General features: G+C 36.9%; 19 protein-coding genes. 11 read left to right on the plus strand and 8 right to left on the minus strand.

Annotated features, from left to right (window positions below):
• From KYH19_RS03250 to KYH19_RS03285, 8 genes are all read left to right on the plus strand, one after another.
• Entirely contained in the window at positions 1–765 is a 765-nt protein-coding gene (locus tag KYH19_RS03250; protein WP_219077534.1) for a Rossmann-like and DUF2520 domain-containing protein, read from the plus strand.
• Between the two features lie 40 nt (positions 766–805).
• On the plus strand, positions 806–1138 hold the full coding sequence (locus tag KYH19_RS03255; RefSeq protein ID WP_029275355.1) for a 2Fe-2S iron-sulfur cluster-binding protein: 333 nt from the start codon (positions 806–808) through the stop codon (positions 1136–1138).
• 72 nt (positions 1139–1210) lie between these two features.
• Entirely contained in the window at positions 1211–1453 is a 243-nt protein-coding gene (gene iscX / locus KYH19_RS03260) for a Fe-S cluster assembly protein IscX (RefSeq protein WP_088300868.1), read from the plus strand.
• A 74-nt stretch (positions 1454–1527) separates the two neighbouring features.
• Positions 1528–2055, plus strand: a complete 528-nt coding sequence (locus KYH19_RS03265) for an HAD family hydrolase (protein WP_219077535.1) — start codon at positions 1528–1530, stop codon at positions 2053–2055.
• A 387-nt stretch (positions 2056–2442) separates the two neighbouring features.
• Positions 2443–3273, plus strand: coding sequence for a universal stress protein (locus KYH19_RS03270; protein ID WP_219077536.1), 831 nt, complete (start codon positions 2443–2445; stop codon positions 3271–3273).
• Positions 3274–3378: 105 nt separating this feature from the next.
• Positions 3379–3768 (plus strand): hypothetical protein, encoded by a 390-nt coding sequence (locus KYH19_RS03275; protein WP_219077537.1) that lies wholly within the window; start codon positions 3379–3381, stop codon positions 3766–3768.
• 70 nt (positions 3769–3838) lie between these two features.
• Positions 3839–4405: a nucleoside triphosphate pyrophosphatase gene (locus tag KYH19_RS03280; RefSeq protein WP_132394871.1), complete on the plus strand. Its 567-nt coding sequence runs from the start codon at positions 3839–3841 to the stop codon at positions 4403–4405.
• 52 nt (positions 4406–4457) lie between these two features.
• Complete coding sequence (locus KYH19_RS03285) at positions 4458–5135, plus strand: hypothetical protein (RefSeq protein ID WP_219077538.1); 678 nt, start codon at positions 4458–4460, stop codon at positions 5133–5135.
• A gap of 495 nt (positions 5136–5630) precedes the next feature.
• On the opposite strand, the gene KYH19_RS03290 is transcribed toward KYH19_RS03285, so the two are convergent.
• Together KYH19_RS03290 and KYH19_RS03295 are read right to left on the minus strand one after the other, a co-directional pair.
• Positions 5631–6545 carry an exopolyphosphatase gene (locus tag KYH19_RS03290; RefSeq protein WP_132394869.1) on the minus strand — a complete coding sequence of 305 codons (915 nt, stop codon included), beginning with the start codon at positions 6543–6545 and terminating at the stop codon, positions 5631–5633.
• A gap of 325 nt (positions 6546–6870) precedes the next feature.
• Positions 6871–7587 carry a DUF72 domain-containing protein gene (locus KYH19_RS03295; protein ID WP_219077539.1) on the minus strand — a complete coding sequence of 239 codons (717 nt, stop codon included), beginning with the start codon at positions 7585–7587 and terminating at the stop codon, positions 6871–6873.
• 501 nt (positions 7588–8088) lie between these two features.
• On the opposite strand from KYH19_RS03295, the gene KYH19_RS03300 reads away from it, so the two are divergent.
• Complete coding sequence (locus tag KYH19_RS03300) at positions 8089–9039, plus strand: DUF3829 domain-containing protein (protein WP_219077540.1); 951 nt, start codon at positions 8089–8091, stop codon at positions 9037–9039.
• Positions 9040–9104: 65 nt separating this feature from the next.
• On the opposite strand, the gene dnaJ is transcribed toward KYH19_RS03300, so the two are convergent.
• The 5 genes from dnaJ to KYH19_RS03325 form a co-directional block, all read right to left on the minus strand.
• Positions 9105–10268: a molecular chaperone DnaJ gene (gene dnaJ, locus KYH19_RS03305; protein ID WP_121282646.1), complete on the minus strand. Its 1164-nt coding sequence runs from the start codon at positions 10266–10268 to the stop codon at positions 9105–9107.
• Positions 10269–10357: 89 nt separating this feature from the next.
• Positions 10358–10939 carry a nucleotide exchange factor GrpE gene (locus KYH19_RS03310; protein ID WP_132394864.1) on the minus strand — a complete coding sequence of 194 codons (582 nt, stop codon included), beginning with the start codon at positions 10937–10939 and terminating at the stop codon, positions 10358–10360.
• A 128-nt stretch (positions 10940–11067) separates the two neighbouring features.
• The gene (locus KYH19_RS03315) at positions 11068–11751 is read right to left on the minus strand and encodes a cell division ATP-binding protein FtsE (RefSeq protein WP_029278680.1); all 684 of its coding nucleotides are present in this window, start codon (positions 11749–11751) and stop codon (positions 11068–11070) included.
• 1 nt (position 11752) lies between these two features.
• Complete coding sequence (locus tag KYH19_RS03320) at positions 11753–11956, minus strand: hypothetical protein (protein ID WP_039476747.1); 204 nt, start codon at positions 11954–11956, stop codon at positions 11753–11755.
• A 68-nt stretch (positions 11957–12024) separates the two neighbouring features.
• A complete protein-coding gene (locus tag KYH19_RS03325) occupies positions 12025–13041 on the minus strand; it encodes an acyl-CoA reductase (RefSeq protein ID WP_219077541.1) in 1017 nt (338 codons plus the stop codon).
• A gap of 79 nt (positions 13042–13120) precedes the next feature.
• Between KYH19_RS03325 and KYH19_RS03330 the strand changes: the two genes are divergently transcribed.
• A complete protein-coding gene (locus tag KYH19_RS03330; protein ID WP_025143125.1) occupies positions 13121–13471 on the plus strand; it encodes a 4Fe-4S dicluster domain-containing protein in 351 nt (116 codons plus the stop codon).
• Between the two features lie 382 nt (positions 13472–13853).
• Here KYH19_RS03330 and KYH19_RS03335 read toward each other — a convergent pair whose 3' ends face one another.
• Complete coding sequence (locus KYH19_RS03335) at positions 13854–14306, minus strand: universal stress protein (protein WP_219077542.1); 453 nt, start codon at positions 14304–14306, stop codon at positions 13854–13856.
• Between the two features lie 109 nt (positions 14307–14415).
• Between KYH19_RS03335 and KYH19_RS03340 the strand changes: the two genes are divergently transcribed.
• Positions 14416–15201: a C40 family peptidase gene (locus KYH19_RS03340; protein WP_219077543.1), complete on the plus strand. Its 786-nt coding sequence runs from the start codon at positions 14416–14418 to the stop codon at positions 15199–15201.
• Positions 15202–15212 lie beyond the last annotated feature (11 nt).

Consider the following 15212-nt stretch of genomic DNA (forward strand, 5'->3'; position numbering starts at 1 on the left):
ATGAAAATTGTTTTATTAGGTTCTGGAAATGTTGCTACACACTTAGCAAAAGCTTTAAAAAGCAAGGGCGAAGAGATCGTGCAGGTGTACAGTCAAAACCTGGATAATGCAACCTTACTGGCACAATCGATTGCAACTGAAGCCATCGATGATTTAAATAAAATTAAGCAAAATGGTGATTTATATATCATCTCGGTAAAAGATGATGCGATTGAAAGCGTTGCTAAATCATTGAAAAATGTAACTGGTCTGGTGGTACACACGTCTGGAACTACAGATATTAATATTTTATCATCACAAGTTACTAAAGCGGGCGTTTTTTATCCTTTGCAAACTTTTTCAAAAGAAAAAGAGGTTTCATTTGAAAATATTCCACTTTGTATTGAAGCGAACGATGACAGTCAATTAACGATTTTAAGCAATCTCGCTGCTAAAATTAGCCGGGAAGTATATAAGTTAAATGGCGAGAAAAGAAAAGTATTACACCTGGCAGCGGTATTTGCCTGTAATTTTCCGAATCACCTGTATGCTTTGGCAAATAAAATTTTAAGTCAGAACGATTTGGATTTTGAAATCATCAGGCCATTAATTGCCGAAACAGCCGATAAGGTAATGAGCAACCTGCCTGAAAATGTGCAGACTGGGCCAGCAGTCAGGGCTGATGAAAGCACTTTAAATAAGCATTTGAGCATGTTAACCGATATGCCTGAAGTGCAGAACATTTATCAAACATTAAGCGATAGCATAAAATTAACGCTGAGATAGCATAATTACGGCTTCTGCTTAGTACTTTTGCAAAATAATTATGAGCATTTTTAAACTAAAAATAAATTTTGAAGAAGCAGATCACGAATCTATTGAATTACCAATAGCAGCCGGCGAATCTGTTTTAGATGTTTGTCTGGATAATGGAATCGAATTACAGCACAACTGTGGTGGTGTTTGTGGTTGCAGTACCTGCCATGTGTACGTAACAAAAGGTATGGACAATATCGAAGAGATTTCTGACAAAGAAGAAGACTTTATCGATAGAGCAGTCCGTCCGAAAATTACTTCCCGTTTAGGTTGCCAGTGTGTGGTGATTAACGGCGATATCGAAGTAACCATACCAGACCAGTCTGATTTTATGGGACACTAGGTTTAGTCCTTAGTCCAAAGTCCTTAGTCGGGAGTCGATTAACCAATTTCAACAATTAACCAACAAAACAACATGAACAACGATAAATTTGCTTTACCTTTTTATTGGAACGACTACGAAGATATAGCAATGTCTTTATATGAGAAATTTGGTGATGATTTTACAGAAGCCAAAATTTACCGTATCCGCTTTACCGAACTTTTAGAATGGGTTTTAGAATTGCCAAACTTTAAAGGTACTCGTGAGGAAAGCAGTGAAGGCCATTTAGAACAAATTCAATCTGCCTGGGTATACGAGTGGAGAGATAATCAGTAACTACTAGTCCTGAGTTCGGAGTCCTCAGTCATGAGTCGGCACCGAGTGCTTAACCCTAAACGCCAAACGCGCCAATGTTTCTCCAGAAATTAAAAGAGATTACCACTTTCATTTTTGATGTAGATGGTGTGCTTACCGATGGATCAGTTCAGGTTACTGATAATGGCCAGTCGTTGCGCACTTTTAACATTAAAGATGGCTATGCCATGCAATTAGCCGTTAAAAAAGGATATAACATCTGTATTATATCTGGTGGAGATGGTATTGCCATGGGCAAACGATTTTTTAATCTGGGCGTAACAGATGTGTTTCTCGGAACAGGAGATAAGGTTGGCATTTTCAATCAATATCTTCAAGATAAGGGCATTACTTCAGGAGAAGTGCTTTATATGGGCGACGATATCCCTGATTTAAAAGTAATGAAACTCGTAGGGCTCCCAACGTGCCCGGCGGATGCCGTAGAAGAGATAAAAGCAATTTCTACATTCATTTCTCCCTACAATGGAGGCAAAACTGCTGTGCGTGATATTATCGAAAAAGTAATGAAAGTACAGGGCAGGTGGCACGATGAAAATCCAAATGCTGCCGATTCGGGTAATTAGGTTCATTAGTTCACTGGTCATTGCTAGTTGACATTACCCTAACCGCAATTGTCATCCTGAGCGTAGTTGAAGGATCTCTCCACACGCATTTTGAAGAAATAACTTAGTAATAGATTTCTCCGTTTCACTTCTTTAAAGTCAAGATGATGATATAAGTTATGACTATTGATCATTGTAAATTGAACATTGGTCATTGTGCTTTCCATGATTGTCATCCTGAGCGTAGTCGAAGGATCTTTAGCTACGTACCACCTACCAGAATGACGTTCCGATTATAAATATTCAACTCCAAAATTTGCATACAATAAGATTATATCCGAAATTTACATCAATAAATTAATCAATCGATTGATTAATTTATTGATGTAAAAACATAATTTTAATCATATGAGTACATACCTTGTACCTGTCGATTTTTCTAAAACAGCTGATCATGCTGCGAAATATGCGGCCAGGTTGAGTTTCGCTATGACGAACTCAAAAATTATACTGCTTAATGCTTATTACGTTTCCGAATACGAGAGCATTCTTCCTACCCCTGATATGCTCATTACTACTGATGAAAATATCGCCGACGAAATTACCAAAAGGCTCGAAGCACTCGAAAAACTGAAGTCAAAAATGCTGGAGATTAATCCCAAGGCCGAAATAGAGGTTTCTCTAACAAGGGAAACCTTATTAAGATCAATCATTGATCGGGTAAATAGGGAAGAAATCGAAGTCATTATTATCGGAAGTAACGGTAAAAAAGCGAAAGACGAAAGTGATATCGGTTCCAATGCGATCAAAATTTCTAAATCAAGTCCGGTGCCGGTTTTGGTTGTTCCGCCTAAGGCCGACTATCAATCGATCCGTAAAGCCATTTTAGCCTGCGATTTTAAAAAAGTTAAAGAGGTGATTCCTATGCACGCACTCAAAAATATCCTGAGCAAACATGTCCTCGAACTTTTGGTGCTCAATATTAATTCCGGTCATAAGATCGATTCCCAGGAAGAACATTTTTTACATGAGATGCTTAAAGATTTTTCTCCGGCTTATCATTATTCCGATCATCCCGATACGATTAAGGGGATCGTAAAATTTGCCAAAAGCGAAGAAGCCCAGTTGATTATTGCACTTCCAAAGAAGTATAGTTTTTTTGAAAGCTTATTGCACGAAAGTGTATCTCAAAGGTTAACGATTAAATCGCATGTGCCGGTATTATTGTTGAAGGATTGATATTTACTCATTTTGCAACGGCTTAGTTACATGGTGCCTTTAAACTTTCATTTTCTTTTACACTCCAATAAACTCAATTTGGACCAAAAACAACAAAAGAACAACATGAAAAAATTAATGATGATTTGCGGATTAATGCTAGGTATAGCTGGTTTAGCTAACGCGCAACAGGGTGGCGGACAAGGTAGAATGATGATGAAACCTGAAGAAAGAGTAAAATTGCTTGACGAAAAATTAAAGTTATCTGATGATCAGAAAACAAAGTTAACCACCGTTTTTACTGAGCAGGCCGAAACGATGAAAAAAATGCGCGAAGAAATGCAAGGTGGTGGGGATAGAGATGCGATGAGAGAGAAAATGCAAAAAATGCGTGCTGATAACGACGCAAAAGTTACTGCGGTATTAACTGACGATCAGAAAAAAGCTTACGAAGCCTGGCAAAAAGAGCAACGTGCTGAAATGGAAAAACGTAGACAGGGTGGTGGAAACAACTAAATCTTGTTAAAATATCAAATAAGAAAAGCGGCTTTATGTCGCTTTTCTTATTTTAGCAAAAAAATAAAATATGCCTGCAAATTTTCCTCCTATCGTTCTAGCCTCTAAATCACCTCGAAGACAAGAACTTTTAACGCTTATGGGTTTAGATTTTAAAGTCGAGTTAAAGGATGTTGATGAAAGTTACCCTTTAGATTTAAGTCCGGCAGAAATTGCCGTTTACATTTCAGAACAGAAGGCCAGGGCTTTTACTGCTGATGGTGAAATAGTGATTACAGCAGATACCATCGTTGCCTTAAACGGAGAAATTTTAGGTAAACCAGAAAATAGGGCACATGCTCAAGAAATGTTAAAAAAACTCTCCGGCAGTAAACACGAGGTTTTTACAGGTGTAACACTTGTTAAAGGCGATAAAATTCATTCGTTTTATGATAGGACAGAGGTTTACTGTAAACCTGTTACAGCTGATGAAATTGATTTCTACATTGATAATTACAAACCCTTTGATAAGGCCGGAAGTTACGGCGTGCAGGACTGGTGGGGCATCGTAGTGGTACAACGGATTGAAGGCTCGTATACTAACGTAATGGGCTTGCCAACAGAAAAGCTGTATAATGAACTATTGAAGTTTATTTAAAACCTCTTGTGGAATTCTCTTAAAAGTTTCATCATCTCTAAAAACAACCACGATGAAAACGAGAATTAAGGAAGTTACCATAGCCGAGCCATGTTTACAGAACTGGGATGAAATGGATAAAAGAGAAGGTTTCAATTTCTGTAAAGCCTGTAGCAAAAATGTAATCGATTTCTCTGGCTATACCAATGCAGAAATCATCAATGTATTGGCAAATGCAGGTTCTTCTGTATGCGGCCGCATGAGTCAAAGCCAATTAAACCAGCTCAACTATCATCTGGCTATTGTTCCAACAAACAATAGAAACTGGATGAAGTACCTTGGTGTACTGGCTATAGGCATGAGCATTTTTGTGATGGATGCCAGGGCCGAAAATTTGAAGGAGCCCATTGAAATAACTAGAAGCATAAATAACAAAACCGCCGATAAAAAACCAGTTGTACCAAAAAAAGTATACGGTTATGTTATCGGAACAGATAATAAGCCGCTTGCTGGAATAAGGTTATTCGTTCTTGATACTAAATATGTTACTTTGACTGATAAAAACGGTCGGTATGAAATTCTTTTGGATAATAAGTTTGATTTCAGTAAAAACCAACTGATGGTTGAAAGTATCCGTTATTCAGCCTTTTTAACACTCGATTTTTCTAAAGAGAAACAAAATAACCTCAAACTCAAAAAAGCTGAACCCATGATTATGGGTAGAGTGCTGATTGCGTCAAAAAAGAAATAATTCTAAATTAATATACGCAAACTCTCGGTGAGGCTGTATCATCAATATACAATTGTCATCCTGAAGGATAATTTATTTATAAAAATCAATATTAGTGAAGTACAATCGTTTTCCCTTGTCCTACGGCTCGGCCTTGCCTCGGCTCGCCGCCGCCGAAGGGCTCTTTCTTTTTGGCATCAAAAAGTAACAAAAAATGCCGGCTGAAAATTTTTCTTTCGAAGCTAGTAGGTTGGCTTAGGCAGTGCAGCCCGAAAAATTTGTTAGGCCGGATTTAAGCAGAACGGAGATATCGTGCTATGGCCTAGCTGGGTGGAAATACTAAAGTAATTAAAGAATTGATTAGTAATGACTTATGAAATAACGTTAATGTGGCTTGTCGAAGGGTCTGTTTAAATGTCTTACAAAGCGTTTCGATACTTCGTCAAGCTCAGTACAGGCTGAGCTCAACGTGAAAAATGAGAAGTTAAATTACAATTTATGATACAGCCTCATTTTTTATATCAGGCTGGCCAGTACGCCCATTTTCAAATCGTAAGTGGAAAGCGTTAACCTGTTTATCTTCGATCTGCCCAAAACGTAATTAGTAATTAAAGCAGCAATTACAATCATATCAACTCTTAATGGAATTATTCCGGGCATTTCAGTCCTTTCTTTATGTGTAGCATTGAGTAGTTTTATCGAGGTTGCAATATAGTCGTCAAAGTTAAATTCGAAAGTTTTGGTGGTATTTATATCTGTTTTCAGTTTGTTTTTTCTGATGATGAGCTCCGCAAAGGTTTCGAATGCTCCGGCAGATCCGATCAGCACTTTGGGCTGATGTTTTTCACAGATGTCGAAAAGATCGGTGAGTTGGTGTTGTATGTGAAATAAAATGGCGTTTTTATCCCCGTCATTTATGGGGTCTGATTTGAAAAATTGTTGCATTAAACGAGCTGCACCAATATTGTAACTTTTCTTCCAGATCAGGTTTTCAGTATCGCAAAGAATAAATTCTACACTGCCGCCACCAATATCCATAATCAACGAAAGATCGGTAATGGCCCCACTCAGTTTTACTCCCCTGTAAATTAATTCAGCTTCTTCATCACCGCTAATCGTTTCAATGTTTATTCCAGTTCTTTCATTTACTGCATCAACGAAATCTTTGCCGTTTTCTGCGCTCCTAACGGCAGATGTTGCCGTAGCTCTAACCTTATCAACCTGGTAATCACTAATAATTTGACTAAAATCCTTAAGACAATTTATCCCTCTTTCAAAGGCCGCTGGAATGATAATGTTATCGTTAATTCTTCCTTCGCCCAATTTAACGGGAACATTGGTTTTGTATAAAATTTCCGGCTGGTTCCCTGTTGTCTTCGCAATAAGTAAGTGGAAGGTATTGGTTCCAAGATCAATAACAGCAACACGCATATTTTTTGTTTATATTTTTTTGGAAAGCAGAAGCAGTGCTTTATCGGGAACTGCAGTCCTGCTATCCATTAAATTTCGTTAATGTTGGTGCTAAATTAAAGCAAGTTCACCGAAATATCATTGCTATCAGGTTTATTTTTAAACGTTAGCACTTTTTGCAAATATAGCGAAGGGCATAATTATACTATGGCCGGGCCCCTTAAATAGTACCGATAACCTTTCTTAATAAACGGGATAGTAGTGGCAGCCTCAGATTTTTTCAATCTGAGCTATAACGTATAGCCCGGCTAGCATTAAAATAATCACTGCAATTGCTTTTCTAATCCTATTTCATTAAATCCTGCAATTGTTTCGCATTATGTAATGCTCCAATGCCCCAGGTATTGTTAAAGTATACAAAAGCTTCACTGACGCTATCTTCTATTTGGCTTTTAAGGTCTTTAATTACTTTAATATCATATTCAGATTTATACAACACAGGCTTCCCATGAAAGCGGTAATAGACAGTTTTGTTATTTTGAATTACATCATCGGGTAGGGCAGATGGGTAGCTTTGTCCGCTGAAAATGATGTTTTTTGTGGATAGCTTTCTGTAAATATCTTCATCAAACCAGCTGATGTGGCGAAATTCTACCACGTTTTTAAAATCTGGTCTTAAATTTTCAATCAATAGATTTAACCGTTCAGCATTATAATCGAACTTCGGTGGAAACTGAAAAAGTACACAGCCCAATTTTTCCTTTAGTCCGGTTTGAATAGCCTCGTAAAAATCGTTGATCAGTTCTTTGCAATCTTTAAACTGCTTGTAGTGTGTAATTAAACGCGGGGCCTTAATTGTAAACAAAAAGTCGTCGGGACTTTCATTGTACCATTTATCGAACGATTTTTGCGTTGGCATTTTATAAAAAGTAGAATTAAGCTCTATTGTATTAAAATGCTCGCAATAATACTTAAACCAATCTTTTTGTGCTAAACCTTTAGGATAGAAAACTTCTTTCCATTCGCGGTAATAGAAACCTGAACAACCAATTCTCCATTTCATGCATAGAAAACAGGTTATAGAGGGAAAGGTTTATCATCTGTTATAGATTGCACTAAAAATAATCAACGAGATACCAATGTAACCCGATAGTTTTATATACACCTTGTTTTTATTTCCTGTAAACCCTAATGTCAACATCATTAACAAATAAAAAATTGAAAGTGTTAAAAAGCTTGTATAAGGAGAGTGGAGGTCTTTTTTATATTGCAAATTTTCTGTTGGAGCGGCAAAAAATATGGTTATCAGGACTGGAGAAATCCAACCGACACAATAGCATATAAATATCATCCAAGTGATAGGATTCTTTTTAAAAGCGTCATTGATTTCCTCCATACGCTCATTAATACCTTATTATTGAAGTTGTAACCCTAAAGAGGACAATATTTATTAAAAATAACCATGTTGGCGAGCACCTTCCACTAAGAACCCTTTAATCGCTACAACTTTTTGGTTTAAAAATTGCTGTGATGGAACATCAGATTTATGAAAAAATAAAAAACTATGAAAACAATCTTAAAATTAACTGCCCTTGCACTTGTATTGTCGGTTACAGCATGCAAAAATGATGGTAAAAAAGACAGTAGTGCTAAAACAAGCTATGCTGAAGCTGATGAAAAAGACGTAAATGAGATTATTGAGTACAATAACGCTGTGGTAAGCTTTACGGATAAAAACAATGATTATATTAAGCGTATAGAAGGTAATATTATTAAAATTGAAAAAGGTTTAGGAAACCCAAATGATCACTTCGCTTTTATCGGTTTAATCACGCCGTTTTCTATGAGTACAATCAGCAGTAGTAAAATGAAGCCAGATACACCTCCAAGTGCTTTAAGTAGCGATGATCAAAAATTTTTCAAAGAAAATGTAGTATCCATGACAGGGGTACTTGACAAAATTAAAGAAACATATAAATCTTTAGATGAATATATCAAGGCAGAAGATTGGAAAGATGACAAAGGGGTTAAAGGAAAAGCTTTAGTAGATTCTATTTACAGTATGGGTAAAAAATATTATGCTTATGATGAACAGGTTATGGCTAAATTAAATATAATTGGTGATGATGCAGAACGTGTAATTTTAAAAACCCACCCACTAAAAGAGTATATTTTTGCATTAAAGGATGACAGGAGCAAAGTTGCCGAGTTTACTAAATTATTGGCAGGGAATAAAAATTATAAAACCATTGAGGCCAAGGCTAAATCTGCTTATCAGATCCTGGAAGATCAGCATAATAAACATGTAGCCATGGCTGCGCCCGATGCAGGCAAATTTCCTGGCAAAGACGGTTATTTCAAAAATTTTAACGATCGGTTAAATGATTATTTAATTGCAGCGAGAAAAATGATGCGGGATGCATCTGCTTCTGGTAAATTGACAGAATATAATATTGACGAATTGGTTAGGAAGCAGGATAGTATGAGATCGGCTTACAACAATTTTGTTGACTAATATTTAATAGAAAAAACCGATGCTTGCGACATCGGTTTTTCAATTTATATTTAATTAATTACAAATTACTCAAAGTATTCTTTCATTCTTTCGAAGAAGCTCTTATCATTTTTACCTGGTTGAGGCTTAAAGTTCGGCGATTCACGTAATTTCTCTAAAGCATTACGTTCGTCGCTACTTAAAGCTTTTGGGGTCCAAATGTTGATGTGAATAATTTCATCACCTCTATGGTAAGAATTAACTTCTGGCAAACCTTTACCTTTTAATCGTAATAACTTTCCACTTTGGGTACCTGGTTCGATTTTAATTTTGGCTTTACCATCAATGGTTGGCACTTCGATGCTCATCCCTAAAGCAGCATCAACAAAGCTTAAATGTAAATCGTAAACAATATTATTTCCTTCACGTTTTAAGGTTTCGTGAGGTGTTTCTTCAATTAAGATAATTAAATCGCCGGGGATGCCGCCATTAGGTGCTGCATTACCTTTTCCACTCATGCTCAATTGCATACCTTCACTTACGCCTGCCGGAATATTGATGGTAATGGTTTCTTCACCACGTACAACACCATCTCCATGACAAACATTACATTTAGCGGTAATTTGTTGACCGCTACCGTTACAGGTAGGGCAGGTAGATGCCGTTTGCATCTGGCCCAAAATCGTATTGGTTACTCTACGCACCTGGCCGCTGCCACCGCAGGTACCACAGGTACTTACCGATGATTTATCTTTTGCGCCAGAGCCGTCGCAGGTTTTACAAACGATTAGTTTATTAACCTTGATTTTCTTTTCGGCACCATGTGCAATTTCTTCAAGTGTTAATTTAACCTTTATACGTAGGTTAGTGCCTTTTGCAACACGACGACCGCCACGTTGCTGGCCGCCACCTCCGCCACCAAAAAAACTTTCAAAAGGATTGTGACCACCAAATACATCGCCGAAATTGCTAAAAATATCGTCCATGTTCATTCCGCCACCGCCATAACCGCCACCACTTGCGCCTCCAACACCAGCATGACCGTATTGGTCATAGCGTTGTTTTTTCTCAGGACTGCTTAAAATTTCGTAAGCTTCAGCAGCTTCCTTAAATTTATCTTCAGCAGCTTTATCGCCAGGGTTTTTATCCGGGTGATATTTAATCGCCATCTTGCGATAAGCTTTTTTTATCTCATCGGCGGCTGCGCCCCTGGTTACGCCTAATACGTCGTAATAATCTCTTTTACTCATCTTTATTTATAAAATGATTAAATGATTGAGTGATGGAATGAGAGATGTTAATTCAATCATTCAAAATTCAATCATTCAATAATTATTTCTTACGCCCCAACTACAACTTTAGCAAAGCGGATTACATTATCATTTAAGGTATAACCTTTTTCCACCTCATCGATCACTTTCCCTTTAAGGTCTTCGCTAGGAGCAGGGATATTGGTAATTGCTTCGTGGAAATCGGTATTAAAAGGTTGGTTAATGCTTTCTACATCTTTCAAACCTTTTTGCGCCAAGGTGTTTTTCAGTTTTGTGCTTACCAATAATATACCTTCTTTAACCGGAGCTACCTCAGTAGCCGTTTCCATTGCTTTTAATGCACGGTTAAAATCATCTAAAACAGGTAAAAGTGAAACAATTACATCCTTACCGGCAGTTTGCAATAATTCTACACGTTCTTTTTGTGTACGACGTTTATAATTATCGAACTCAGCGTATAAACGTAAATATTTGTCATTAAGTTGCTGAACTTCTCCTTGCAATTTTTCTTCTGCAGATAATTCAGGTGCCTGCTCAGTTTCAACTGCAGGAGCATCAGTATTCTCTACATTCTCAGCAGTATTTTCTGATGTATTTTCAGGATTCATTATATTTTCTTCTTTATCGTTATTTTTCTTCTTATTAAACATAATACCGGGCTGAATTTTTTTGTGTTAATCTCAACTATTTTGCCATAAACGGAAATCAGCCAAGCTGTCAGATTTCTTTGTATTTATCTGAACAGATTGGCTGATTAGCTGACGGATGTCAGAATTTTTTATACAATTTGTGCATCTTCGTGCACAACTCCATTCTCACATTTAATAATGCGCGAGGGGAAAGTTCGGATGATGTGGTAATCGTGCGTAGCCATTAATACTGCAGTTCCGGCCTGGCTGATCTGTTTTAAAAGGGTTACAATTTCTTCTGATGTTTCCGGGTCTAAGTTGCCTGTAGGTTCATCCGCAAGGATAATTTCCGGATCGTTTAACAAAGCCCTTGCAATAACAATACGTTGCTGCTCGCCACCAGAAATTTCATGTGGCATCTTTTTGATTTTAGAACGTAAACCAACTTTGTCTAAAACATCTTTAATGCGCTCGTTAATTAGTTTTTCATCTTTCCAGCCTGTTGCCTTAAGCACAAATTCAAGATTTTTTTCAATCGTTCTATCAGTAAGTAATTGAAAATCCTGAAAAACTACACCCAATTTGCGGCGTAAAAACGGAACCTGACTTTCTTTTAGGTTTTTAAGGTCGAAACCAGCAATATTGCCTTCGCCATTGCCAATATGTAAGTCGCCATATAATATTTTAAGCAAACTGCTCTTACCTGAACCTGTTTGACCAATAAGGAATACAAATTCATCTTTTTCGATATGTAAATTTACGTTTGAGAGCACTAAATGTTTCTGCTGAAAAACATCAACATTACTTAAATGAATTACTGAGTTGCCTGCCATATTATATTTCCAATTTTGCAATCTGCCCGAAAGGCAAATCTTTAACCATTTCCATAATGTAATCTTGCTTGTCGCCAAGTCCGAGCTTTTCCAGCGATTTATCAGGTCTGTCTACCCTAAAATAAGCTAAAAGTGTAAACTTGTCATCTCTCAACTGCACGTAATCTGGAATTTTGGCTATGCCTTTAACTTTAACGATATACATTGTGTCCAAAAATAGCTATTTAAGCTGAAAGCCCAAAGGAGAAAGCTGAAAGACTAAAGTTGAGAAATTCAATTAAGGTTGTTTAAGAACTCAATGGTATTCACATTATCGGCATAATCCCAAAGTTTTGGGTGCTGACTTTTGCCAAAATCAAAAGTGTTAAAACTTAATGGTGTTTTGGTAATAATGCATTGAATATTTTCTGATTTATCTTTTAACTTATTTTCTACCTCCTGCAGATTATCATATTCCTCGTAAAAAATGACCGCTAAGGGAGAGGTTAAGCTTTCATCTTCTTTTAATAACAAAAAGCCATTATCGAAGTGTTTAGCCGCATTAACAAGGTAAATAGATTTGTTATAATCGTAATTGTTATTGTATTTAAAGTGATTAATAATGGGTTGAAAACTCTCTATACCTTCGTAAAAATTGGCAATATCGTACCCTTTAGGAAAATAAAGTTTAGAAACGTTTCTGCAACCCAAACCAAAATAATCAAAAATATCATTGCCAAGGTGTTGAATATCTTCAAAACTTTCGGTACCATCTAAAACCGCCACGCTGTTCCTGTTTTTACGGATGATATTTGGAACTTTACTGAAATAATAATCAAAATAACGGGATGAATTGTTGCTGCCAGTAGCAATAACGGCATCAAAATCTTTTAAGCGCTCTACATATTCTATTTGACCTTCAAAAGCGGGCTCTATTTTAATCAGTTCAGCAATTACAGCTTTAATCAATTGATCATCAGCGGAAGAAAGTTTAATCAGTGCAATGTTTCCGGTAGCCAATACACTTAAAATGTCATGTAAACCCACTAATGGGATATTGCCCGCCAGGATTAAACCCACCTTTTTTGGCGATGTACTAAACTTAACTGATTCGAACCAAATGGTCAAATCTGCCTCATTTAACATCTCGGTGAAAGATAAAATAGATTTTTTTATATTTTCTGCAGTAAACCATGCATTTGTACTTTCAGCACTATAAAACGCATTTCCTAGTATGTCAGTAGGCTTTGTAAGCAATAAGCCCAGTTTGTTAAACGCGATTATTACTTTTTCTTGAGTTAATGCTGACATATTTAGAATTATTATTAAGTGATTATATCTTATATTTGCAAGCGCAAAGGTAAACTAAGCAAAAGAATTAGACGAAAACATGGCGATTAAAATAACAGATGAGTGTATAAATTGTGGGGCTTGCGAACCGGAATGTCCAAATAACGCAATTTACGATGCCGGTACTGCATGGCGTTTTTCTGATGGTACAAACTTAAATGGTATCATTGATTTTGGTAATCAACAAATTGAAGCTGATGCTGCTCAGGAAGCAGTTTCGGATGAAGTGTATTATATTGTATCCGATAAATGTACAGAGTGTAAGGGCTTTCATGACGAGCCTCAGTGTGCTGCAGTTTGCCCGGTTGATTGTTGCGTAGATGACGAAGATATCCGCGAAACGGAAGAAGAATTATTGGCTAAGAAAGCCTGGTTACACCAGGAAGGATAGTCTTAATCAGATATTAGAATTAAAGTCTCGCTTAAAGTGAGACTTTTTTGTTTAAAAAAGATTTCAGTTGACAGTTTTCAATTACCAATTAACAAGTTTTCAAACATAAATAAATCTATATCTCCTCATCCTAAGTTTCGTCATTTCGACTGTAGCTCAGCGAAATGGAGAAATCTATCCAGGTACATTTTTCCACTGCGGTCGAAATGACAATACTTCAAGACAACGGTGTTGATATTGGCGTTTTTGTAACGATTAACAAATTTAAACAGTTACCGGTTAACCAGCAAGATAGCGGTTTTCATTGACCAATAGTTTTCTGCCACAGATTGTCAAGGATGTATTTTGCATCATGCTAACTAATGACTATTGAACCAATGAGCTAGTCTACCTCACATTTATTAGGGATAATCAGAACCGGACAAGCCGATTTTCTCGCTACGTGTTCGGCAACGCTTCCCATTAAAAAATGGTATAATCCAGTGCGGCCGTAAGTGCCTATTACAATTAAATCAGAACCCCACTCGTCTGATTGTTGGATAATGCCATGTGCAGCAGTATCAATAATGCTTAAATAGGTGGTTTTTATGCCTTTTCCGTATTTTGTCTCCATTTCTTTCAATAAGATCGGACTATTTTCTTCACTATTATCGTAAGTTTCTAAAAACACGGGTGCTAATGTTAAATCGGGGTTTACATTAGCTGGAACGGGCTCGATAATATTGACCAGTGCTACTTCTGCACCAAATTTTTCAGCCATGTCGTAACCGGCTTTTGCTGCTTTTTCTGAGCAGGTGCTATTATCAACGGCAATTAATATTTTTTTAAAATTCATGGCGCGTATATTTGAAATTGAACATCATAAAAATAACAATTTTGTATTCAAAATGTTAGGCAATGAATGTATTTTATTAGTTTTACAATAGTTTAACGAGCAAGTTTAGATGGAAAATCAATACGGTATTTGTAGGATTGCTGTGGCACCTTTAAGAGCAGATGCATCAGATAAAGCAGAAATTGTTTCACAACTTTTATTCGGCGATCATGTCGAAATTATTCAGAAAGAAGACCGGTGGTGGCTGATCCAGAATGGTTATGATGGTTATGAAGGCTGGATGGACTTCAGGCAATTGGCGCCGATTACCCAAAATCAGTTTGCAGAAATGCACGATTGTAAATTACTTGCTCCACTCAGCTTCAATAATGTGTTAACCGCGGTCGATGGAAGTTCCTATCATTTAAGTCCGGCCAGTAACCTTCCTTTTTTAAAAGATGGTTTTTGTTATGCAGGTGAAGAAAAGTTTAAACTGAATTTCGAAGCATACGATAATAGTGTCGTAAATTTTATGGATCAGGTTAGCGCAACCGCTAAGTTTTTTCAAAATATCCCATATCTATGGGGAGGAAGGCATTTGTTTGGTTTAGATTGCTCTGGTTTTGTACAAACCGTATTTAAAATGTTAGGTATCAAGTTAAACCGCGATGCATCACAACAAGCCGAACAAGGAGAGCTAGTTGGTTTTCTGGCTGAGTGCAAAGCTGGTGATGTTGCCTTTTTTGATAATGATGAAGGCCGAATCACTCACGTGGGCATTATGCTGAGCCCGAATGAAATTATCCATTCCTCAGCAAAAGTAAAGATTGATCCGATTGATGATCAGGGGATTTTTAATAAAGAACTGGGTAAATATTCGCATAAATTGAGAATTATCAAACGTTTTGTGGATTGACAATCTAAACA

Origin of the sequence: Pedobacter sp. D749 (assembly GCF_019317285.1) — a bacterium.
Taxonomy (GTDB): Bacteria; Bacteroidota; Bacteroidia; order Sphingobacteriales; family Sphingobacteriaceae; genus Pedobacter.